Annotated in this window: 16 protein-coding genes; 9 read left to right on the top strand and 7 right to left on the bottom strand. The window is 71.8% G+C overall.

Annotated elements, in window-relative coordinates:
* Nucleotides 1–37: 37 nt before the first annotated feature.
* On the bottom strand, nucleotides 38–703 hold the full coding sequence (locus tag Aut01nite_RS09775; RefSeq protein ID WP_043523042.1) for a carboxypeptidase-like regulatory domain-containing protein: 666 nt from the start codon (nucleotides 701–703) through the stop codon (nucleotides 38–40).
* A 281-nt stretch (nucleotides 704–984) separates the two neighbouring features.
* On the opposite strand from Aut01nite_RS09775, the gene Aut01nite_RS09770 reads away from it, so the two are divergent.
* Nucleotides 985–1,524: a GNAT family N-acetyltransferase gene (locus Aut01nite_RS09770; protein WP_043523041.1), complete on the top strand. Its 540-nt coding sequence runs from the start codon at nucleotides 985–987 to the stop codon at nucleotides 1,522–1,524.
* A gap of 10 nt (nucleotides 1,525–1,534) precedes the next feature.
* Nucleotides 1,535–2,209, top strand: a complete 675-nt coding sequence (locus Aut01nite_RS09765) for an adenosylcobinamide amidohydrolase (protein ID WP_043523040.1) — start codon at nucleotides 1,535–1,537, stop codon at nucleotides 2,207–2,209.
* On the opposite strand, the gene Aut01nite_RS09760 is transcribed toward Aut01nite_RS09765, so the two are convergent.
* A complete protein-coding gene (locus tag Aut01nite_RS09760) occupies nucleotides 2,206–2,721 on the bottom strand; it encodes a substrate-binding domain-containing protein (RefSeq protein WP_161790583.1) in 516 nt (171 codons plus the stop codon). The genes Aut01nite_RS09765 and Aut01nite_RS09760 overlap by 4 nt on opposite strands.
* Before the next feature lie 358 nt (nucleotides 2,722–3,079).
* Between Aut01nite_RS09760 and Aut01nite_RS09755 the strand changes: the two genes are divergently transcribed.
* The 5 genes from Aut01nite_RS09755 (at nucleotide 3,080) to Aut01nite_RS09735 (ending at nucleotide 9,228) form a co-directional block, all read left to right on the top strand.
* Nucleotides 3,080–4,057 carry a class I SAM-dependent methyltransferase gene (locus tag Aut01nite_RS09755; RefSeq protein WP_063958713.1) on the top strand — a complete coding sequence of 326 codons (978 nt, stop codon included), beginning with the start codon at nucleotides 3,080–3,082 and terminating at the stop codon, nucleotides 4,055–4,057.
* A 316-nt stretch (nucleotides 4,058–4,373) separates the two neighbouring features.
* The gene (locus tag Aut01nite_RS09750) at nucleotides 4,374–4,883 is read left to right on the top strand and encodes an FBP domain-containing protein (protein WP_043523038.1); all 510 of its coding nucleotides are present in this window, start codon (nucleotides 4,374–4,376) and stop codon (nucleotides 4,881–4,883) included.
* A 63-nt stretch (nucleotides 4,884–4,946) separates the two neighbouring features.
* Nucleotides 4,947–6,086 (top strand): NAD(+)/NADH kinase, encoded by a 1,140-nt coding sequence (locus tag Aut01nite_RS09745; RefSeq protein ID WP_043523037.1) that lies wholly within the window; start codon nucleotides 4,947–4,949, stop codon nucleotides 6,084–6,086.
* 14 nt (nucleotides 6,087–6,100) lie between these two features.
* Nucleotides 6,101–7,759, top strand: coding sequence for an NAD(P)/FAD-dependent oxidoreductase (locus Aut01nite_RS09740; RefSeq protein ID WP_043523036.1), 1,659 nt, complete (start codon nucleotides 6,101–6,103; stop codon nucleotides 7,757–7,759).
* A 2-nt stretch (nucleotides 7,760–7,761) separates the two neighbouring features.
* Nucleotides 7,762–9,228, top strand: a complete 1,467-nt coding sequence (locus Aut01nite_RS09735) for an ATP-binding protein (RefSeq protein WP_043523035.1) — start codon at nucleotides 7,762–7,764, stop codon at nucleotides 9,226–9,228.
* A 166-nt stretch (nucleotides 9,229–9,394) separates the two neighbouring features.
* Here the strand turns inward: Aut01nite_RS09735 and Aut01nite_RS09730 are convergent, their stop codons facing one another.
* The 5 genes from Aut01nite_RS09730 to Aut01nite_RS09710 form a co-directional block, all read right to left on the bottom strand.
* Nucleotides 9,395–10,183 carry a hypothetical protein gene (locus Aut01nite_RS09730; protein WP_152628510.1) on the bottom strand — a complete coding sequence of 263 codons (789 nt, stop codon included), beginning with the start codon at nucleotides 10,181–10,183 and terminating at the stop codon, nucleotides 9,395–9,397.
* Nucleotides 10,184–10,216: 33 nt separating this feature from the next.
* Entirely contained in the window at nucleotides 10,217–11,497 is a 1,281-nt protein-coding gene (locus Aut01nite_RS09725; RefSeq protein ID WP_043523033.1) for an MFS transporter, read from the bottom strand.
* Between the two features lie 257 nt (nucleotides 11,498–11,754).
* Nucleotides 11,755–13,668, bottom strand: coding sequence for a S9 family peptidase (locus Aut01nite_RS09720; protein ID WP_052163275.1), 1,914 nt, complete (start codon nucleotides 13,666–13,668; stop codon nucleotides 11,755–11,757).
* A gap of 4 nt (nucleotides 13,669–13,672) precedes the next feature.
* Nucleotides 13,673–15,445, bottom strand: a complete 1,773-nt coding sequence (locus Aut01nite_RS09715; RefSeq protein WP_043523032.1) for an N-acetylglutaminylglutamine amidotransferase — start codon at nucleotides 15,443–15,445, stop codon at nucleotides 13,673–13,675.
* 12 nt (nucleotides 15,446–15,457) lie between these two features.
* On the bottom strand, nucleotides 15,458–18,034 hold the full coding sequence (locus Aut01nite_RS09710) for a carboxylate--amine ligase/circularly permuted type 2 ATP-grasp protein (RefSeq protein ID WP_052163274.1): 2,577 nt from the start codon (nucleotides 18,032–18,034) through the stop codon (nucleotides 15,458–15,460).
* A 197-nt stretch (nucleotides 18,035–18,231) separates the two neighbouring features.
* On the opposite strand from Aut01nite_RS09710, the gene Aut01nite_RS09705 reads away from it, so the two are divergent.
* Nucleotides 18,232–19,302 (top strand): NAD-dependent epimerase/dehydratase family protein, encoded by a 1,071-nt coding sequence (locus tag Aut01nite_RS09705; protein ID WP_043523030.1) that lies wholly within the window; start codon nucleotides 18,232–18,234, stop codon nucleotides 19,300–19,302.
* A 173-nt stretch (nucleotides 19,303–19,475) separates the two neighbouring features.
* Nucleotides 19,476–21,599 carry a SulP family inorganic anion transporter gene (locus tag Aut01nite_RS09700; RefSeq protein WP_052163273.1) on the top strand — a complete coding sequence of 708 codons (2,124 nt, stop codon included), beginning with the start codon at nucleotides 19,476–19,478 and terminating at the stop codon, nucleotides 21,597–21,599.
* Nucleotides 21,600–21,734 lie beyond the last annotated feature (135 nt).

The raw sequence follows: 21,734 nt of genomic DNA, 5'->3' as shown, positions 1-21,734 counted from the left end.
CCGGACGGCACGGGCCGTCCGGGGCGGTGGAAGCAGGTCAGCCGACCGGAACCGGGGCCGGCAACAACTGCTCGTCCACCTGGAGGGTCTGCCCGGGCGCCACCTGGTAGCGGGCGGCGCTGGAGAGGTCGGGGGCACCCGGCGAGTACTGGCTCACCTCGCCGTTGCTGAAGTAGACGACGTACGAATGGCTCGGATCGACGCGGGCGGTGTAGGAGCCGTCAGCGGCGGTGAAGGCTTCCACGCCGGCCCCAGTGTCGATGGCCTGGATGCCGATGTAGACGCCGGCCGCCGGCTCACCGGCCGGCGTGGTCACCTTGCCGGTGATCTTTCCGGGTGCGGGGACGGTGCTGGCGACGCGGGTGGTCCGGCGGGAGACGACCTGATACTTGGTGGACTCCTCGCGAACCTCGGTGTCGCCCGGTGCCCAGACGCTCCAGCCGCCGGCCAGGCCGATCTGAATCTCGTAACTGCCGGCCGCCAGTCCCGGCGCCAGGAACCGGCCGGTGGCATCGGTGGTGACCGAGGCCACCGGATCCCAGAAGCCGCCCTCCGTGTAGATGTGGACCGGGGCGCCGTCGAGGGCGGCTCCGGTGGTGTCGACGACCTTGCCGGCGAGGCTGCCGGTGGCCGGGGCCGCCGAAGCCGGCGTGCCGACGGCCGTCACGGCCGCGATGCCGGCCAGGACGGCACCGGTGATCATTCGGGAAAGACGCACTGTGGATGTCCCCTCACATCTCGTGTCTGCCCAGAGGACGCTATCGATCATCCACAATGCTGTCATCGGCCCTGTGGGATGCCTTACAGAAGTAGGAGCATGGCCCTCTTGTCCCGTTTTGAGAGGGGCGGACGTGGTGACTCTGTGGTACCCGATCGAGGCGACGCCGCTCGGCTCCGGTCCCCGCATTCGTCCGGCCTGCGCTCGCCCCGCCGCCACCACCTCGCGCCTCACGTCTGGGCTCGCGCGCCGGTTACGCTTCCCCGATGTTCTCGATCGACCTCACCGAGAGTGCCCAGTTGCGCCCGCTCGAACCGTGGCAGGCCAAGGAGTTCCTGGCACACATGGACCGGGCCCGGGAGACCGTCGACCCGTGGATCCCGTGGGCCAGCCGCAGCCACGACCTGGCCAGCGCGACCGCCACCCTGCAGCGTTACGCCGACGGCACCGCCCGGGACGCCCAGCGGCTGTACGGCATCTGGCTGGACGGCACCCTCGTCGGCGGAACCATGTTCGTGGCGTTCGACGCCGAGGTCGGCAACTGTGAGATCGGCGTCTGGCTGGAGCCGGCCGCGACCGGCCGTGGGCTGGTCACCCGCGCCGTGCGGGTGCTGATCGACTGGGCGTTCCGGACGCGTGGCCTGCACCGGGCCGAATGGCACTGCAACCCGGACAACGTCGACAGCTCCAACGTCGCCCGCCGCCTCGGGATGAAGCGGGAGGGGCTGCTGCGGGAGGCGTACCCGTGGAACGGCAAGCGCAACGACACCGAGATCTGGGCGATCCTGGCCCACGAATGGAACTAGAATCCGGACAATGTTCGCGGAACCGTCACTGACTCATCGGCGGAAGGACGGCCTCGACGTCCCGCTGCTGCTCTGGCGGTTCCCCGCGCCCGTGCTGGCCGCCTCCAGCGCGGTGCACGGCGGCGGCACGGGGCCGCGCGAATGGCTGATCAACGCGTCGGTCGCGATGTCCTACGCCCGCCCCGACCCGGACGCCCACCTCGCCGCCCTCGCCGCCGGCCTGGGCCTGACCGGGCCGGGAATCGGCCTGCTCACCGGAGTCGACGTGGCCGACATGGTCACCGAACACGACGACGGCATCCAGGTCTACGCCACGGTCGGCCTCGGCGCCCCGATCCAGGCCGCCTCCGCCGAGTCCGGCTTCGATCACCGGCCGGGGACGGTCAACATCGTGATCTGGGTGCCGCAGCGGCTCGGTGCCGGCGCGCTGATCAACGCGGTCGCCACCGCCACCGAGGCGAAGGTGCAGGCTCTGCGCGATCTCGGCCTGGCCGCCACCGGCACCGCCACCGACGCGGTCTGCGTCCTCTGCCCGCTCACCGGCGTACCGGCGCCGTACGGCGGCCCGCGTTCCCGGTGGGGCGCACCGCTGGCCAGAGCCGTCCACGCGGCCGTCGGGGCCGGCGGCGCCACCAACCTGGCCACCGGCCGATCCTGGTCGGCACGGGCCGGCCGCACCGGCTAGGGGCGCAGCAGACCGGAATCGATCAGGATTCGCTTCCCTTCTCCCTCGCGCAGGAAGGTGGCGAACTCGTCGGCCGGGCCTCCGGCCGGATCCAGATCGAGCACACTGAGCCGCCCGATCCGCTCCGGCTTCCCGCTCACGGCCGCCGTCCCCGACGGTTCGTCGGAGATCAGGAGGTCCGCCTTCTCGCCGTCCGCGATCCGCCGGGCCGTCTCGCCCCCGCGGCCGTACGTGAGGACGACCTCGACGTTCGGATTGAACGCCTCGTACCCCTTCTCCACCTCGGTCAGCGCCGCACGCAGCGACTCGTCCGCGAACACCCGCACCCGCACCGGCGCACCGCCCGCCTCCGCCGTGCCACCGCCCGCCTCTGCCGTGCCACCGTCCGCCTCTGCCGTGCCACCACCCCGGCTCGCCCCGGCTCCCGGCGCCACGTCCACCTCGTTCCCGGCCGACCTGTCCGTCCCGGCGCATCCGCCCACCGCCAGGACTCCCACCGTGACCAGAGTCATCAATCTCCTCATGCGGCCTTGGACCACCCGTCCCGCACCCCGGTTCCCACCCGCCTCCCCACGTGGCCACGACGGCGGAGAACCGTCCCGCCCTTCCCGCCTGTTCCGCCTGGCGGCCACGCCGGCGCAGAACCGCCTCGCCTCTGTCGCCTGTTGTGCCACGCTGCTGCTGCGGCGGCCCGGAGAACCGTCCCGGCCGGTGTCCGCCGTTGCGTCGGAATGGGCCTCCCGGGGCCGAGGTGGAGTGGGTGAGCAGGCTCGAGACAGCACAATGGCAGGGAATGATCGGGACAAAAGTGGAGGAATATCAGGCGTACTGGCGTTGCGTACGTCACAGCTGCCCCGGCATGCTGAGGGCGTGCCGGAACGCATCACCGAAGTGACCGCCCTACTCGCCGAGGTCCTGGCGCCGCGTGCCCCGCTCACCGTGATCGTCGACGGCGGCGACCCCGGAGCGGCGGCCACGTTCGCCTCCCACCTCGCGGCCGCCTTCCCCGCCACGGCCCGGGCCTGGCGGGTCGACGCGGTCCTCGGCCTCACCGGCCCCGGCGGCGGCATGTTCGACTCGGCGCTCAACGTCCTCGAACCGGCCACCGACCGTGTCCTGGTCTTCCTGCGCGGCGGCCCGCGTCACCGGTTCGCCGAGGGGGACGGCGAGCGCCGCGCCCAGGTGGTGATCGACCATCGCGACCCGGACTGGCCGGTGATCCGTCGCCTGCATCCCGACCTGGCCGACGTCGACCGCTGGTACCTCTCGGAGAGCCGGGCCTTCTTCGCCGCCCGCGCCGCCGACTGGGACGCCAAGTTCGGTGACGACATGCCGCGTTACACCGAGGCGGTCCGGCTCGCCGGCGTCCGTCCCGGCCATCTCGTCCTCGACGTGGGCTGCGGCACCGGCCGCGCTCTGCCGGCCCTGGCCGCCGCCGCCGGCCCCACCGGCCGGGTCGTCGGCCTGGACTTCACGCCCGGCATGCTCGCCGCCGCCCACCGGGCCGGCCGCGACGACTGCGCCACCCTGCTGCTGGCCGACGCCCGACGCCTCCCCGTCGCCGACGCCTCCGCCGACGTGATCTTCGCTGCGGGCCTGGTCCACCACCTGCCCGACCCGGAGGCCGGCCTCGCCGAACTGGCCCGTGTCACCCGCCCCGGCGGCACCCTCGCGATCTTCCAGCCGACCGGGCGCGCCCAGCTCGCCGCTCGCCACGGCCGCACCCTGCGCCCCGGCGAGCCCTTGAGCGAGGAGCGCCTGGGACCGCTGGCGGCCTCCTCCGGCTGGCGCCTGACCAGCTACGAGGACACCCCCACCCGCTTCCTCGCCCTGGCCACCCGCCACTGACCCGTGGGAACTCACCGCCGGCCGGGCTGATGGGGACGGTCACGGCACCACGTTCGCAGCTTCCGCCAGCGCCCGCCGTCGCCCGGTGGACAGCCCCGGAAACGTGGCGAGCCGTGGCGCGGGTCGCCATGCGAGCGGTGGGGCCGCTTCGCCCGTGCGGCGCGTTTCGGTCCGTCAGTGGCGCTCACCTCGCGCGGGGGTCACGGGACGGGTCACGGGGGGCGGGGCGGCGCACGGCGTACCGGAGAAGCGGTCTTGGGAGGGGTGTGGGGAAAAGCGGATGACCGGCGAGGTCCGCGGGCGTAGGTTCGCCGGAATGCGAGCGCTCGATGAGAAGGAGATCCGCGGGTCCTTCGTCAACTGCAGCAAGGGCGAGGCGAGCCGGATCAAGATGCCGCCGGGGTTCTCCGACGGCGCGGTGCCCTGGGATGACCTGGATTTTCTCGGGTGGACGGATCCGGGGGCGCCGTTGCGGGCGCTGCTGGTCGTGCCGGCCGGGGACGGGCTGACCGGGGTGGTGCTGCGGCGGCCGGAGGCGCGGCGGGCGAGCGCGATGCGGTCGAGCATGTGCCGGGTCTGCCTGACCGATCACGCGTCGTCGGGGGTGGCGCTGTTCGTGGCTCCGCTGGCGGGTGCGGCGGGGCGTAACGGCAACAGCGTCGGTGAGTACCTGTGCGCGGATCTGGCCTGTTCGCTCTATCTGCGGGGGAAACGGCATCCGAGGATGCGCCTGGTCCGCCGGGAGGAGACGCTCAGCCTGGACGAGCGGATCGAGCGGGCGTCGACGAACCTGTCCGCGTTCACGAATCGGGTCGTCGCGGGCTGACGTGCGCGGCGCCACGTGCCTGCCGGTCGCCGATCACCGCTTCGGCATGGAAGGCTGGCGGGCATGGGCATGGTCAAGGTCGTCGGGCTGGTGTTGCATCCGCGGCGGGACTGCGGCGCCGCGATCGAGGCGATCACCGGTTGGGCGTCCGAGCGCGGCGTGACCGTTCTCGGTCTTCCGGAGGAGGTCAGCCGGATCGGCGGGTGCACGGCCGAGGCGGTCGGCGCCGAGGAGCTGGTCGAGCGGGCCGGGCTGCTGGTCAGCCTCGGCGGCGACGGGACCATGCTGCGCACGATGCGGCTGGCCGAGGGGCGGGAGACCCCGGTGCTCGGGGTCAACGTGGGCCGGCTCGGGTTCCTCGCCGAGGTGGACCTGGCCGGCCTCGGGGAGGCGCTGTCCGCGATCGACGATCATCGCTACACGGTGGAGTCGCGGACGGCGGTGCGGACGGTGCTGCCCGACGGGCGCGAGGTGTCCGCTTTCAACGACATCGCTCTGGTACGGGTTCCGGGTCACGGCCTGGCCGCGGTCGGGATCCGGGTCGAGGGCCGGGGTTTCGTCAACTACGCGGCCGACGCGGTGATCGTCTCGACGCCGACCGGCTCGACGGCGTACAGCTTCTCCGCCGGCGGCCCGATCGTCTCGCCGAACGTGCAGGCTCTGATCGTGAGCGCGGCCGCCGCCCACTCGTCGTTCAACCGCTCGCTGGTGCTGGACCCGAGCGAGGAGGTGGCTCTGGACGTGCTGCCGTCCAGCGGCCGCCTGGCGATCGAGGTGGACGGCATCATCGAGGGCCACGCGTCGCCTGGTGACGCGCTGGAGATCAGGCCGGTCCCGTCGGCGGCACAGGTGATCAGATTCGGCCGCACTTCCTTCTATGAGCGGGCCCGGCGCAAGTTGCGGGTGGAGGGCAGTGCTCAGGCGGTGGCATACGACCCGGCCGACGCCGTGGTCGTCGACAACTTCGAGCAGCAGCGGTACGAGGTGCTGCTCGGCGGGGAAGCCGTCGGATCGCTCACCTACGCCCGTGACAACGCGAAGATCGACCTGCTGGACACCTACGTCGACCAGGCGTTCTCGGGGAGAGGGTTGGCCGGGCGCCTCGCTGCCGCCGCCCTCGCCGACGCCCGGTCACGGGGTATCGCCGTCGTCGCGACTTGTCCGTACATCAAACGTCATCTCGTACGCCATCCCGAGAGCTGAGGACGAACCAGAACATGGGCCAAGCCGCGATCCTCACGGTCGACGACGATCCGTCCGTCTCCCGCGCCATCGCGCGTGACCTACGCCGCCGCTACGCCGACCGGTACCGGGTGGTGCGCGCCTCCTCCGGCGACGAGGCCCTGGAGGTGCTGCGCGAGCTGAAACTGCGCGGCGGCCGGGTCGCCGTCATGCTCGCCGACTACCGGATGCCGCACATGAACGGCATCGAGTTCCTGGAGCAGGCGATGGACCTGTTCCCGCACGCGCGGCGGGCCCTGCTCACCGCGTACGCCGACACCGACGCCGCGATCCAGGCGATCAACGTGGTCGACGTCGACCACTACCTGCTCAAGCCGTGGGACCCGCCGGAGGAGAAGCTGTACCCGGTGCTGGACGCGCTGCTCGACGCGTGGCAGGCCACCGGCGACAAGGAGCTGCCGGACATCCGGGTGGTCGGGCACCGGTGGAGCGAGCCGTCCTTCCGGATCCGTGACTTCCTGGCCCGCAACCTGGTGCCGTACCGGTACTTCGGCGCCGACGAGCCGGAGGGCCGCCGCCTGCTGGAGGCCGCCGAGGCCGGCCCCGAGGCGGTGCCGCTGGTGGTCACCGCCGACGGCAAAGCGCTGTCCCGGCCCACCGTGCAGCAGGTCGCCGAGGCGGCCGGGCTCGCCACCAACCCGGGACGCGACTTCTACGACCTGATCATCGTGGGTGGTGGTCCGGCCGGGCTGGGCGCCGCCGTCTACGGCGGGTCGGAAGGGCTCAAGACGCTGCTGATCGAGCGGCAGGCGGTCGGTGGGCAGGCCGGGCAGAGCTCCCGGATCGAGAACTACCTCGGCTTCCCGGACGGCATCTCCGGCGCGCAGCTCACCGACCGGGCACGGCGGCAGGCCGACAAGTTCGCGGCCGAGACGATCAGCACCCGGGAGGTGGTCGGGCTGCGGGCCGACGGGTCGGCGCGCACCCTCACGTTCGCCGACGGCGGCGAGGTCTCCGCGCATGCGATCGTGCTGGCCACCGGCGTCTCCTACCGCCCGCTGCTGGCGGAGGGGGTCGCCGACTTCACCGGCTCCGGCGTCTTCTACGGCTCCGCGTCGACCGAGGGACCGGCCTGCGCCGGCACCGACGTCTACATCGTCGGCGGCGCGAACTCGGCCGGGCAGGCGGCGCTGTTCTTCTCCCGGTACGCCCGGACGGTCACGTTGCTGGTCCGCGGCGACTCGCTCGAGGCGTCCATGTCGTACTACCTGATCCAGCAGCTCGCCCAGGTGCCCAACATCGAGGTGCGGACCCGGTGCGAGGTGATCGGGGCGCAGGGCGACGGCCACCTCCAGGCGATCACCATCTGCGACAACAAGGCCGGGAACAAGACCACCGTCGAATGCGGCTACCTGTTCGTCTTCATCGGCGCCGAACCACGGACCGACTGGGTCGGCGACACCCTGCTGCGAGACGACAAGGGCTTCATCCGTACGGGTACCGACCTGCTCGTCAACGGGGAACGGCCCCGGGGATGGGATCGGGACCGGGATCCGTTCTATCTGGAGAGCAGTGTCCCCGGCATCTTCGCGGCCGGTGACGTCCGGGCCAGCTCGGTGAAACGGGTGGCCTCGGCCGTCGGCGAGGGTGCGATGGCCGTCGCGCTGGTCCACCGCTACCTGGAGGCCCGATAACCATGTCCGACGCTGACGAGATCCGTCTCGAACCCTGCGAACCGGGCCGGCTCACCCCTGCCGAGCTGCGCACCCTGTTCCTGTTCGAGAAACTCACCGACGACCAGCTCGCGTGGCTGGCCGAGCACGGCTGCACCATGCGGGTGCCCGGCGGTGGCCTGGTCCTGCGCGAAGGCGACCCGGCCACCTCGTTCTTCGTGCTGCTCACCGGCACGATCACGCTGACCCGCCGGGTCGGGCAGGACGAGGTGACCACGGTCCGGACCGAGCAGCGCGGCGTCTACATGGGCGCGACCCAGGCCTACCTGCGCGACGACGGGATCCCCCGCACCTACCAGGCGTCGATGCGGGCGCTGTCGGACAGCGAGTTCTTCGTGCTCTCCGCCGACGACTTCGGCGGGCTGATGCGTGACTGGTTCCCGATGGCGATCCACCTGCTCGAAGGTCTCGCCCTCGGGATACAGAGCTCGCAGGCGGCGATCGGGGAACGGCAGCGGCTCGCCGCTCTCGGCGCTCTCTCCGCCGGCCTGATGCACGAGCTGAACAACCCGGCCGCGGCCGCCTCCCGGGCCACCGGGGCGCTGCGCCAGCGGGTCGGCGCGATGCGGATGAAACTCGGCAAGCTCGCCGCCGGCAAGGTCGCCCCGGACCGGCTCACCGCCCTCCTCGAACTGCAGGAGGAGGTGATCGAACGGGCCGCCAAAGCCCCCGCCATGACCGCTTTGCAGACGGCCGACCTGGAGGATCAGCTCGGCGACTGGATGGAGGACCGCGAGATCACCGCGGCCTGGGACCTCGCGCCGGTCTTCGCCCAGGGCGGCATCGACACCGGCTGCCTCACCGACCTGGAGTCCCGGCTCGACTCGCCGGAGCTGCTGGACCAGGCGATCCACTGGATCGGGTACGCGCTGGAGACCGAGCAGCTGATGAGCGACATCGAGGAGGCCACCGGCCGGGTGTCGAAACTCGTGCACGCCGCCAAGCAGTACTCGCACGTGGACCGGTCCGCACATCAGTGGATCGACGTGCACGTGGGTCTGGACAGCACCCTGGTGATGCTCGCCCACAAGATCGGCGAGGGGGTACGGGTGGTCAAGGACTACGACCGGGACCTGCCCGAGATCCCGGCCCACCCGGCGCAACTGAACCAGGTGTGGACCAACCTGATCGACAACGCGGTCCAGGCGATGGCGGGTTCCGGGACGCTGACGGTCCGCACCTACGCCGTGGACGACCGCCTGATCGTGTCGATCGGCGACAGCGGCCCGGGGATCACACCCGAGGTCCGCAAGCGGATCTTCGAGCCGTTCTTCACCACCAAGGCGGTGGGCGAGGGGACCGGGCTCGGCCTGGACATCTCGTACCGGATCGTGGTCAACAGCCACGGCGGCGACATCCAGGTGGAGTCCCAGCCCGGCGACACCCGTTTCCTGGTCCGGCTGCCCTTCTCCGAGCCCGCCTCCGCCTAGGTTCGGGGTTCCGGTTCGGTCCGGCTGGTTGTCAGTGCTGTCTCAGCTGCGTTGAGACAGCACTGACAACCAGCCGAGCGGTGACCGGACCCCACCCGCGGACCGCTTCGTTCGGCGCGGTCCGCGGATGCGGCGCGCCGAACGAAGCGATGGACGCGGACCCGTCCTATTCCCCTGTTTCCCCTGTCTGTCCCGGGCCGCCGCCCGCGTCGTTCGCTGCCTGTCCCGGGCCGGTTCCCGCGTCGTTCCCCGCCTGTCCGGTGCCGGTGCCCGCGTCAGGAGCGGTGGGTTCCGGCTGAGCGCCTCCGGTGTCCGGCTGATCGCCGGTCGTGGGAGTGGCGCCGGTGGGGGCGGAATCGGCCGGGGCGGGCTCGGTGGGAGCGGTGGTCGCCGGATCGGTGGGGGCCGGCTGCTCCGTCGTCGTGGTGGCCGGTGCCTCCGCGGACGTGGCCGGAGCGGGCTGTCGTTCCTGCTCGTCCTGGTTGCGGTCGTCGCGGTCGTCGCTGCCGACCGGGAACGTGATGGTGGGGCTGCCGCTGTCCCGGCCGCTGGTCACGTCGGCGGCGGAACGGCCGGCGAACATCTCGGCGGTGGTCAGAATGCCCATGCCGAGGGCGAAGAACGCCCCGGCGACCAGTGCCACCCGCTTCCAGTGAATGCGTCTCGGGGCCTCGCCGGACGGTGGCTCCTCGGCGGCCGGCACCTCGGGGGTGCCCGCCGCGGCCGGGGCGACCGTGAACGTGGACTGGAGCTTCTTGCGGCCGTGGTCGATGGAACGATGGTAGATCTCGGTGCCGATCGAGCTGATCGCGCTGGCCAGGGCGGCCCCGATCAGAGTCCCGGCGACCCCGAGGAAGGAGCCGAGCACGGCCGCCGAGACGGCGGCGAGTGTGCCGGCGACGGTCTTCGGAATGTCGATGCCGGACCAGAAACGGCCCTCCGCCTGAACAGTCATGTCCTCCTGCATCCCTGCGCTGGACTGCGTGAATCAGGAAGCCTTTACCTCCACGCCCGACTCCAAACCCGACGCCTCGGCTTCGACCCGGCGGCGGGCGAGGCGCCGGGTGCGCAGAATGCCCGCCACACCCACCGCTGCCACCAGGAACTGCACCGACATCGCCGCCTTGAAATCGTCGATGTGATAGTCGTTACCGCCGCCGGTCCGGGCGTCCAGGATCAGGCCGATCAGCTCGATCGTGACCAGCGCGGCCACGAAACCGCCCACGTTCACCAGACCGGTCGCGGTGCCCAGGCGGCTCGGCGGGTTGAAGCTGCGGGCGAAGTCGAAACCGATCATCGAGCCCGGGCCGCCCAGGCCCAGGGCCACCACCAGCAGTACCAGCACCGGCAGCGGCGCCCGGCCCGGCCAGGCCAGCACGATCAGCCAGGCGACCATGATGATCGCGACGATGCCGAGCACCAGCCAGGAACGGCGGCGCGGGTGCCGCTGGGTGAGCAGGCCCAGGATCGGCCCGGCCGCCATGCCGGTCACCACGAAGACGGTCAGCAGTGCACCAGCCGTGCCGCGGCTCAGGCCCTCCCCGGCGATCAGGAACGGCACCCCCCACATCAGTGCGAACACCGCCCCGGTGAACGCGGTGGTGTAGTGCGCCCACAGGCCGAGCCGGGTGCCCGGATGCCGCCACGAGCTGCCCAGATCGGTGCCGAGCTGCTGCCAGCTCATCGTGGTGCCGCTGTTGATCCGGCGGTCTGGTGTGTCCCGCAAGGTGGCGAGCGCGACGAGCGCGACGAACACCCCCGCGGCGGCGGTGCTGAGGAACGCCGGGTTCCACCCGGGGCCGGCCAGCAGCGCGGCGAGCGGGATCGCCGACAGCACCTGCCCGGTCTGCCCGAAGATCCCGGTGAGCTGGGTCAGCACCGGCACCTGGCGAGACGGGAACCAGTGCGGCACCAGGCGGAGCACGCTGATGAACGTCATCGCGTCGCCCGCGCCGACCAGCACCCGGGCGAGGATGGCCCCGCTCAGCCCGTCGGCGAACGCCATCACGGTCTGCCCGGCCGCCATGACCAGCGCGCCGACGACCACCAGTCGCAGTGATCCGAAGCGGTCAAGAAGGAGGCCGACCGGGATCTGCAGGCCGGCGTACACCACCAGCTGCAGCACCGCGAAGACGGCGAGGGCGCTCGCGCCGACCCCGAACCGCTCCTGCGCGTCGAGCCCGGCCACCCCGAGGGAGGTCCGATGCAGCACGGCGACGATGTAGGCGGCCAGTCCCGCGGCCCACACCGCCCAGGGACGCAGGCCCATGAGACGCCTTCCGCTCGTCGGTAACGTGCCCTTCCAGACTTCTCCCTTACCGGGGCCTGCGGCAACGTGCGTCTGCTCACTGCCGCCCGAGCGGGCCGCCCGGAGCGGGCGACTCGCAGCGTGCGGCTTCGAGCGTGCGGCCCGAGCACGTGGCCGGGCGTGCGGCTTCGAGCGCGCGGCCCGGAGTGCGAGGTCCGAGCCCGGCGGCTTCGAGGGTGCGGCCTGGAATGCCGCGGTCACCTCGGCGTGCGGTCACCTCAGCGTGTGGATTCGGGGTCGGCGTTCGGGCCGGGCTCGACACACAGGTGGGTGTGGAGCCAGTCGAGGACCTCGGTCAGGAACGTCTCGCGCGACGAGCGGTGCAGCAGCTCGTGCCCCTCACCGGGGAAGAGCAGGTAGCGGTGCGGGTGACCACGTTCGGTCAGGGCGGCAGCGACCTGGTCCGCCTCGATGACCGGCACGTTGCTGTCGTTGGCGCCGTGCACGATCATCAGCGGGGCCCGCAGGTCGCCGATCCGGTTGATCGGCGACAGGTCGTGCAGCAGGTCGGCGTCGTGGACCGGATGGCCGTACTTGCTGACGGCGGCGGCGGCGATCCACGGCTCGGTGTGCTGGTAGAAGGTCATGAAGTCGGACATGCCGCAGATGTCGATGCCGACGTCGAACAGCTCCGGGAACCGGGTCAGCGCCGCCAGGGTGAGGTAACCGCCGTAGGACCGGCCCATCACCCCGATCCGGCCGGCGATCCCACTGCCGCGCAGGTGCTCCACGCAGGTCCGGACGTCCTCGATCGCCCCGTACCGCAGCGCGCCGTTGTCCGCGTTCACGAACGACCGCCCGAACCCGGACGAGCCGCGCACGTTGGCGGCGAAGACGGCGATGCCCCGGTCGGTGAGGGTCTGGAAGAGCGGGCCGTGCCCGGGCCGTTCCTGCGCCTCCGGCCCGCCGTGCAGCCACACCACTGTGGGATGGGGGCCGGGCGTGCGCGGGCGGAACAGCCATCCGGTCAGCGTCAGCCCGTCATGTGCCGGGAGGCTCAGGAGCACGGGCCGGATCGCGTCGGGCGCGGCCGGCTCGGCGGAGACGGCCCGGACCTCGTCGGGCTCCCGCGTCCACACCCAGACACCGTGCGGCTGCCCCGGCCCTTCGGCGGTGAAGCCCAGTGCCGATCCGTCGAAACTCCAGGTCAGCCCACTGACCACCGGACCGGGCAGGGCCGGGATCGGCGCCGGGGCGCGATCGGCGTCGTGGTCCAGGCCGATCAGCGCGACCTCGGACTCGCCTCCTCTGACGTTCCACAACACCGCGGCCGTACGCCCGTCCGCGGTGATCGTGAAGTCCTCCACCTCGCCGGGCAGCCCGGCCGGCGCGGTCGCTTCCGCCAGGACGGCGGAGGAAGGCGCGGCCGGGGATGAAGTCGGGGCGGGGGACGACGGCGGGACGTCGGAGTGGGACGTGGTGGGGAAACCGGCGAGGACTTCGACGGCGTCGCCGGCGATGCGCAGCAGGGCGGGGAACTCGCCGTCCAGGCTGAGGGCGTAGACGCAGCCGCCGCCCGGGCTGAAGACGGCCCGTTCGCCGCGGGTCACCGGCTTCTCCGCACCGGTGGACAGGTCGCGCAGCACGATGTCCCGGGCGCCGCGGGGCCCGTACCGCAGCAGCGCGAAGCGCCCCGCCGGATCCACGTCGAGCAGGGTGAGGAGGTCGCCCTCCGCGATCACCGTCCGCCTGCCCTCGACCACGTCGATCAGCACGGCGGTGGTCAGGTTCTCGGTGAGGGCCAGCACCGGGCGGCCCGGCAGCCAGCGCATGTTGTCCGCGGTGCCGGCGCCGAACCCGGCGACCTGGTGCAGGTCGGTGCCGTCCGGGCGGATCAGCCACACCTCCTGGCGGGGCGCGCCGCCGGGGGAGATCTGGCAGGCCAGCCACCCGCCCCCGGACGACCATCGCACCGCGGACACCGGTTCGGGCCCGGTGTCGACCTGGAAGGCCAGCTCACTGCCGACCGGCTGCACCCAGACCGCGGGCGAGCCGCTCCGGTCGGAGACGTACGCCATGTGCCGCCCGTCCGGTGACAGGGCCGGCGACCAGTTGCCGGCCATCACCGACTCGATCCGGGTCCAGCCCGACGGCAGCACGGTCACGTCGATCCGGTGGAGCTGACCTTCCATCGAGCTAGATCCCCCTGTTCTGCAACCACAACTCCAGCAGCGCGAGCTGCCACAACTGGTTCGCCCCGAGCGTGGTGCGCGGGGTGTTCGGGTCGGCGAGCAGCGCCTCGACGTACTCCGGCCGGAACAGCGCCCGGTCCCGGGCGGCCGGCGCGTGCAGCGCGTCGCGGACCAGGTCCAGCACCGGTCCTTCCAGGTGCCGGATGCCGGGCACCGGGAAGTAGCCTTTCGGCCGGTCGATGACCTCGTCCGGGACCAGCCCGCGGGCTGCGTCCTTGAGCACTCCCTTGCCGTCACGGGCCAGTTTCAGCTCGGGCGGGCAGGCCGCCGCGAGTTCCACCAGTTCGTGATCCAGGAACGGTACGCGTGCCTCCAGCCCCCACGCCATAGTCATGTTGTCCACCCGTTTGACCGGGTCGTCCACGAGCATCACCTGCGAGTCGAGGCGCAGGGCGGCATCGACCGCGGTGGTGGCGCCGGGCCGGCCGAAGCCGGCCTCCACGAACTCGCGGCTGACGTCCCGGTCGGCCAGCCATTCCGGGTTGAGCTGCCGGGTCAGGTCGCGGTGCGGGCGGTCGAAGAACTCCTTCGCGTACGCCTCGACGGCCTGCTCCCGGGGCACCCCGTCGAGGGGCGGATACCAGCTGTAACCGGCGAAGATCTCGTCCGCCCCCTGCCCAGATTGCACCACCTTGACATGCTTCGCAACATCTTCACTGAGCAGATTGAACGCGATGCAGTCGTGGCTCACCATCGGCTCGCTCATCGCCGCGACGGTCCGCCCGACCGCCGGCAGGAACCGCTCCTGACCGATCCTGATCTGATGGTGCTCGGTGCCGAACTGTTTGGCGACGAGGTCGGAGTACTCGAATTCGTCCCCGCTCTCCCCGCCGCCCGAGTCGAACCCGATGCTGAACGTGGTGAGCCCGCGCTGACCCTGCTCGGCCAGCAGCGCCACGATGAAACTGGAGTCCAGCCCGCCGGAGAGCAGCACACCGACCGGCACGTCGGCGACCATCCGCCGCTCCACGGCCTGCCGGAGCTTGTCCCGGACGGCCTCGATCCAATCCTGCTCCGAGGCCAGCACCGGGCGGGTGAACGACGCCTCCCAGTACACCCGCTCGGTGGACGTCCCGTCGGCTCTGATCACCCGTACCGTCGCGGGTGGCAGTTTGCGCACCCCGGCCAGGATGGTCCGGGGCGCCGGGACCACCGAGTGGAACGTCATGTAGTGGTGCAGCGCCACCTTGTCGATGGTGGTGTCCACCCCGCCCGCCGCGAGCAGGGCGGGCAGCGTCGAGGCGAACCGCAGCCGGCCCGGCGACTCGGCCAGGTAGAGCGGCTTGATCCCGAGCCGGTCCCGGGCCAGCGTGACGGTCCCGCTGGCGTGCTCGGCGATCGCGAAGGCGAACATCCCGAGGAACCGGGTGACACAGTCGGCGCCCCACCGGTGGTACGCCTTGAGGATCACCTCGGTGTCCGAGGTCGAGAAGAACTCGTAGCCGTCCTTGCTCAGCTCGTCGCGCAGCTCCCGATAGTTGTAGATGCAGCCGTTGAAGACCACGGTCAGGCCCAGCCGCTCGTCCGTCATCGGCTGGGCGCCGGCCTCCGACAGGTCGATGATCCGCAGACGGCGATGGCCGAAAGTGATCCGCCCGCCGTCCCAGAGCCCCTCGCCGTCCGGGCCCCGGGACTCGAGACACGGCAGCATCCGCCTGATCGCCTCGGGGTCCGCCCGCCGGTCGCCGTGAACGATCTCTCCGGCGATCCCGCACATAAAATCCTCCTTCTATCCGAGCAACCAGGTGTCCTTCGAGCCGCCGCCCCGGGAGGAATTGACGATCATGCTGCCCGCCGGGGCGACCCGGGTCAGCGCGGCCGGCGCGACCACCGACTCCTTGCCGGTGAAGACGAACGCCCGCAGGTCGACGTGCCGCGGCGCGAGCCGGTGGCCGTCGAAGACCGGATGGGTGGAGAGCTGCACCACCTCCTGCGCGACCCACCGGTGCGGGGCCGCCTTGATCTGCCGGCGCAGCGCGTCCAGGTCCTCGGCGGTCGCGTGCGGGCCGATCACGATCCGGTCGCCGCCGTACCCGTCGACCGGCTTGCAGACCAGCTCGTCCAGGCGCCCCAGCACCGCGGCCCGCTGCTCCGGGATCCCGCACAGGTAGGTGGGGACGTCGGCGAGCAGCGGTTTCTCGCCGAGGTAGTACTCGATCAGCTGGGGGACGTAGGCGTACACCGCCTTGTCGTCGGCGACGCCGTTGCCGAGCGCGTTGGCCAGCACCACGGTGTCCGCGTGCAGCGCCGAGACCAGGCTCGGGCCCAGCGGCATGCCGTCCGCGCCGGGCGAGTGGACCAGGCTGTCCTCACCCATCCGCAGATAGATCACGTCGACCCGGTGCCGGTGGCCGTCCCGCAGGCGCCACACCCGCCCCTCGTCGACGAACAGTTCGGTGCTGCGGACGACCGGGACCTCCATCGCCTCGGCCAGCATCCGGTGCTCGAACCAGGCCGAGTCGTCCGGGCCCTGGCTGAGCACCACCAGCGCCGGATCGTCCCCGGCGGCCGGGCCGGCCGCCTCCAGCAGCGCCTGCTTGAGCAGCTGCGGCGTCTTCTCCACCGAGATCAGCGCGGCGGGGCGCGGCACCTCGGGCAGGACGCTCCAGGTCAGGCGGCGGTTCTGCATGGCGTACGCGATCCCGGACGGCACCCGCAGGTTGTCCTCCAGCACACACCACTTCCCGGTGCCGTCCCGGACCAGGTCGACGCCGGCCACCTGGGTCCGGACCGCCGGGCGGCTGATCAGCGCGCCGCTGGCCCGCAGCTCCGGAGAGCCGTTGATGACCCACTCCGGCACGATCCCGTCGGCCACCACCTGCCGTTCGCCGTAGACGTCGCCGAGGAAGGCGTCGAGCGCCTTGACCCGCTGGACGAGCCCCTGCTCCAGGTGCTTCCAGTCGGCGGCCGGGACGATCCGGGGGACCAGGTCGAACGGGAACAGCCGGGTGGCGGCCTCACCGGCCACGCTGAACGTGATGCCACGGGCGCGCTGCTCGTCGTCGCGGGCGTCCTCGCGCTGCCGCAGGCCGGTCGCGCCCAGCGAGGTGAGCACCGGCAGGATCCCCGCGTACGCCGGGGCGACCCGGCCGCTGGGGAAGGCCTCGTCACCGTCGGCGGCGTACGCCTCGATAAGCGCCGGCGCCGGAGTCCCGGCCGGGCCCGCCTCGGTGACCCCGCCGCGGGTGTCGGCGATCAGCAGGTCCACCACGTCGGAGAGACGGCCGCGCCGGGCCAGCGCCCGCCGCTGCCGCGCCGCCGAACTGCCCCGGCTCAGCGCCCGCAGGGTCAGGTCGAACACCTGGTCCCAGTCGCCGGTCTCCTCCAGCTCCGGGCGCAGGTCGGCGACCAGCCGCTCGACCGCGACGGCGGCCGGCACCGGGACCGGCGAGCGGGGCAGGTCCAGCAGATCACCCTCCAGACCGGAGCGGGCGGCCCGCCACATCGCGGCCCGGTGCAGGGGCGGCCGGGACACGGGCAGCGCGATCCCGGCCCGGTGCTCGGCCTGGGCACGCTGCACCAGGGCCCGGAAGACCCCGGCGAGCAGCACCACCGTCTCCACGTCCGGGCTGGCGTCGGTGACCCGCAGCTCCACCGTGGGCACGTGCGCGGACGGCCGGACGTCGAAGTAGACCATCTTCGGGTCGCTGATCGTCCCGGACGCGATCAGGTCGCTGACCAGCGCCTCGTGTTCGGCGGCCGAGTGCAGCGGACCGCTGTCGCCGGCGGTCGGCCAGCGCGACCAGACCAGCGAGCGGATGCTGGCGTACCCGGAGTCCTCACCCATCCAGTAGGGCGAGCTGGTGGAGAGGGCGAGCAGCACCGGCAGCACCGGCGTGACCCGCTGCGCGACCGACACCGCCTCGTCCGGGTCGGGCACCCCCACGTGCACCTGGGTGCCGCAGATCAGCTGCTCCCGGACGAGCATCTGGTACTCGTGCAGCATCCGCCGGTACCGCGAGGTCGGCGTCACCGGCAGCGCGTCCAGGTCGACGAGCGGAACGGTGCCCGCGGCGACCAGGCCCAGCCCGAGCGCCTCGGCGACGCCGATCGCCTCCCGGCGCCGGGCGGTGATGCCGGTGCGCAGCTCGTCCAGGGTGGCCGCCACCGGGGTGTTGGTCTCCACGACCGAGCGGTGCAGCTCGGCGGAGAAGTGGGTGGTGTCCAGCCGGTCCAGGATCTCCGGGGCCCGGGGTACGAGCTCCCGCGTCCCGAGATCGACGACGTGGAGCTCTTCCTCCACGCCGAGCGTCGATGCGGCCCGCCCGGACGTGTGGGGGCTGGAAACCTGCAGGGACTCCGTCATCGCGACCGCCTTCGCAATCTGTCGGCAATGGCCTTGTATCCGCAGGAGCCTTCCCATCGGATGTGGCGAATCAGTGACGTGCCCATTTCGTGCCACCGTCGAACATGACGATCACGACACCCGGCGACCGGCGGCCAGACTGTTCCAGCTCACCGGTAGTCTCGCCCGGTGACGCCAGACACCTCCGGAGGTCAGCAATGAGCAGCGTCGTGGTAATCACCGGGTCCGCCGGTCTCATCGGATCCGAGGCCGTCCGGCACTTCGCCGCTCTCGGCATGGACGTGGTCGGGGTCGACAACGACATGCGCGGCTACTTCTTCGGCGCCGACGGCTCCACCCAGTGGAACCTCCAGCGGCTGACCAAGGAGGTCGGTGACCGGTACACCCACCACAGCATCGACATCCGGGACCGGGACGGCCTCGACAGGCTCTTCAGCGGCCTCGGCGCGAACATCGGCCTGGTCATCCACGCCGCCGCGCAGCCGAGCCACGACTGGGCCGCCCGCGAGCCGTTCACCGACTTCGACGTCAACGCGGTCGGCACGATCAACATGCTGGAGGCGGCCCGGCGCTACGCCAAGGACGCCCCGTTCATCTTCACCTCGACCAACAAGGTGTACGGCGACACCCCGAACTCGCTGCCGCTGGTCGAGCTGGAGACGCGCTGGGAGCTGCCCGAGGACCACCGGTGGTACGGCGGCATCGACGAGACGATGTCGATCGACAACAGCATGCACTCGGTCTTCGGCGCCTCGAAGGTCGCGGCCGACATCATGGTCCAGGAGTACGGCCGGTACTTCGACATGCCGACCGCGGTGTTCCGGGGCGGCACGCTGACCGGTCCGGGTCACTCGGCGGCTGAGCTGCACGGCTTCCTGGCGTACGTGATGCGCTGCGTGATGGAGCAGCGGACGTACAAGATCTTCGGTTACCAGGGCAAGATGGTCCGCGACGCCATCCACTCGCACGACCTGATCACCGCGTTCGAGGCGTTCCACAAGGCGCCGCGGGTGGCCGAGATCTACAACATGGGTGGCGGCCGGTTCTCCAACTGCTCGCACATCGAGGCCTTCAAGATCGCTGAGGAGATCACCGGTCTCGAGGCGCGCACCGAGTACGTCGACCAGAACCGGATGGGCGACCACCAGTGGTGGATCAGCGGCACCGGCCGGTTCGAGGAGCACTACCCGGACTGGAAGCTCACCTACGACGTGCCGGCCATCCTGCGCGAGATCTACGAGGCCAACCAGGAGGTCTGGAAGGGCTGAGGTTCGACCCCGGCTGGTCGTCACGGCCGTCTCCGCGCGGAGACGGCCGTGACGACCAGCCGGACCTGCATCTCCTGCCGCCTGGCTGACAGCCAGGCGGCAGTTTGCTGTGTCTTGACGGTAAGGGGCGTTTACGTAATGACCCGTTAACCATCATTGGGTACATTGCCGAAATGTCCGACTTGACGCAGTTGTTGCGCCGGGACTTGCCGGCGTCCATCGTCGTGTTCCTGATCGCCATCCCGTTGTCGCTGGGTATCGCCGCGGCCTCGGGGGCTCCCCTACTCGCTGGATTGGTCGCCGCAGTCGTCGGCGGCATCGTCGCGGGCGCGTTAGGCGGCGCCCCGCTGCAGGTCAGTGGGCCTGCGGCGGGGCTCACCGTGATCGTCGCCGGGACCGTCGCCGAATTCGGCTTCGCCGGCACGGCCGCCGTCGTCGCGGTCGCCGGCCTGGTCCAGATCGTCCTCGGCGCGTCCCGGCTGGGCCGTGCCGCCCTCGCCCTGTCACCCGCCGTCGTGCACGGCATGCTCGCCGGCATCGGCCTGGTGATCGCGCTCAGCCAGGTGCACGTGATGCTCGGCGGCGCCCCGCAGAGCTCGGCCTGGCACAACCTCATCGACCTGCCCGGTCAGATCGCCGCCCACCACGGCGCGGCCGCCCTGCTCGGGGCGCTGACCGTCGGGATCCTGATCATCTGGCCGCGCCTGGTCAAGATCTCCCTGCTGCCGGCCGCCCTGGTCGCCGTCGTCTCGATGACCGCGCTGGCCACCGCCATGGGCGCCGACGTGGAACGGGTCCGCCTGCCCGACGAACCGCTGGCCGGCCTGATCCGGCCGGCCTGGCCGGACGCCCCGCTGCGCGAGATCACCGTGGCGGTGCTGACCATCGCCATCGTCGCCAGCGTGGAGTCGCTTCTCTCCGCCGTCGCCGTGGACCGGATGCACGACGGCCCCCGCGCCGACCTCAACCGGGAACTGGTCGCCCAGGGCGTCGCCAACACCACCTGCGGGCTGCTCGGCGGCCTGCCGGTCACCGGGGTCATCGTGCGCAGCTCGACGAACGTGGCGGCCGGGGCGCGTACCCGGGCGTCAGCGATCATGCACGGTCTGTGGATCGCGGCGTTCGTGCTGCTCTTCGCCGACCTGCTGGAGACCATCCCGATGGCGGTGCTGGCCGCCGTGCTGATCGTCGTCGGGCTGCGGCTGGTCAGCCTGGCCCAGATCCGCACCTACGCCCGGCACCGGGAACTGCCCACCTATCTGATCACCGCGCTCGGCGTCGTCTGCACCGACCTGCTCACCGGCGTCGCCCTCGGCATGATCACCGCGGCCACGCTGATCCTCTGGCGGCTCACCCGCTCGGACATCCGCCGGGTCGAGCGCGCCCCCGGCTCCTGGCTGGTCACCATCAACGGCACCCTGTCGTTCGTCGAGTCGGCCCGGCTCAGCCGCGAGCTGCACGCCCTGCCGCCCGGCCAGGCCGTCGACCTGGAGCTGCACCTGGACTACCTGGACCACGGGGCCTTCGAGACGATCAAGGACTGGCGATCCGGGTACGAACGGGCCGGCGGCTCGGTGACCATCCGGGAGGTGCACGACTCCTGGTTCCACCAGGCCACCTCGGGCCGGCTCGGCGGCGGCAAACGCACCCCGCGGCTGGTCGGCTCCTGGTCCCGCTGGCAGGACATGGACCAGCAGCGCAGGGACGCCATGGCGGTCGGCATCGCCGAGTTCGAGCGCAACGTGGCCCCGCTGGTCCGGCCCCAACTGGCCGACCTGGCCCGCGACGGCCAGCGCCCGCAGCAGCTCTTCATCACCTGCGCCGACTCGCGCGTGGTGCCCAACCTGATCACCGCGAGCGGTCCCGGCGACCTGTTCTGCGTCCGCAACATCGGCAACATCGTCCCGGCGCACGGCTCCGGCGACACGTCGGTCGGCGCGGCCGTCGAATACGCCGTGGACATCCTCGGCGTCACCACCATCACCGTCTGCGGTCACTCCGGCTGCGGCGCGGTGCGGGCCCTGATGAACGGCGCGGCCGGTCCGGGCTCGTCGCTCGGCGCCTGGCTGGATCTCTCCACGGTACGGTTCAGCGACGTCACCGACGAGGAACGCTGCTGCGCCGACAACGTCCTCCAGCAGCTCACCAACCTGCGGACCTACCCGACGGTCCGCGCCGCCGAGTCCGCCGGCCGTCTGCGCCTCGCCGGCATGTACTTCGACCTGGCCGAGGCCCGCATGTACGAGCTCGACCCACTCCACGACCCCCGCCCGGTCGCCGCCCAGCCGGCGGCCTGATACCGCTACGGCGGATGCCCGGCGGCGGACCGGGGTGACCGGGACGGGCGTGCATGACCCGCAGCCGGGGACGGTCGTGCGGGAAGGCCCGCCGTGGCCGCCGCGAGGCACGGGACGTCGCGTGGCCCGTACCGG

Origin of the sequence: Actinoplanes utahensis (genome assembly GCF_016862455.1) — a bacterium.
GTDB classification, from domain to species: Bacteria; Actinomycetota; Actinomycetes; order Mycobacteriales; family Micromonosporaceae; genus Actinoplanes; species Actinoplanes utahensis.
Note: the sequence above shows the minus strand (reverse complement) of the source record. Positions and strands in the feature narration are given on the sequence as shown.

Excerpts from the sequence above, each read along its gene's own strand:
- Aut01nite_RS09775 (WP_043523042.1), bottom strand. The coding sequence starts at position 703 with ATGATCACCGGTGCCGTCCTGGCCGGCATCGCGGCCGTGACGGCCGTC.
- Aut01nite_RS09770 (WP_043523041.1), top strand. The coding sequence starts at position 985 with ATGTTCTCGATCGACCTCACCGAGAGTGCCCAGTTGCGCCCGCTCGAA.
- Aut01nite_RS09765 (WP_043523040.1), top strand. The coding sequence starts at position 1,535 with ATGTTCGCGGAACCGTCACTGACTCATCGGCGGAAGGACGGCCTCGAC.
- Aut01nite_RS09760 (WP_161790583.1), bottom strand. The coding sequence starts at position 2,721 with ATGACTCTGGTCACGGTGGGAGTCCTGGCGGTGGGCGGATGCGCCGGG.
- Aut01nite_RS09750 (WP_043523038.1), top strand. The coding sequence starts at position 4,374 with ATGCGAGCGCTCGATGAGAAGGAGATCCGCGGGTCCTTCGTCAACTGC.
- Aut01nite_RS09745 (WP_043523037.1), top strand. The coding sequence starts at position 4,947 with ATGGGCATGGTCAAGGTCGTCGGGCTGGTGTTGCATCCGCGGCGGGAC.
- Aut01nite_RS09740 (WP_043523036.1), top strand. The coding sequence starts at position 6,101 with ATGGGCCAAGCCGCGATCCTCACGGTCGACGACGATCCGTCCGTCTCC.
- Aut01nite_RS09735 (WP_043523035.1), top strand. The coding sequence starts at position 7,762 with ATGTCCGACGCTGACGAGATCCGTCTCGAACCCTGCGAACCGGGCCGG.
- Aut01nite_RS09730 (WP_152628510.1), bottom strand. The coding sequence starts at position 10,183 with ATGACTGTTCAGGCGGAGGGCCGTTTCTGGTCCGGCATCGACATTCCG.
- Aut01nite_RS09725 (WP_043523033.1), bottom strand. The coding sequence starts at position 11,497 with ATGGGCCTGCGTCCCTGGGCGGTGTGGGCCGCGGGACTGGCCGCCTAC.
- Aut01nite_RS09720 (WP_052163275.1), bottom strand. The coding sequence starts at position 13,668 with ATGGAAGGTCAGCTCCACCGGATCGACGTGACCGTGCTGCCGTCGGGC.
- Aut01nite_RS09715 (WP_043523032.1), bottom strand. The coding sequence starts at position 15,445 with ATGTGCGGGATCGCCGGAGAGATCGTTCACGGCGACCGGCGGGCGGAC.
- Aut01nite_RS09710 (WP_052163274.1), bottom strand. The coding sequence starts at position 18,034 with ATGACGGAGTCCCTGCAGGTTTCCAGCCCCCACACGTCCGGGCGGGCC.
- Aut01nite_RS09705 (WP_043523030.1), top strand. The coding sequence starts at position 18,232 with ATGAGCAGCGTCGTGGTAATCACCGGGTCCGCCGGTCTCATCGGATCC.
- Aut01nite_RS09700 (WP_052163273.1), top strand. The coding sequence starts at position 19,476 with ATGTCCGACTTGACGCAGTTGTTGCGCCGGGACTTGCCGGCGTCCATC.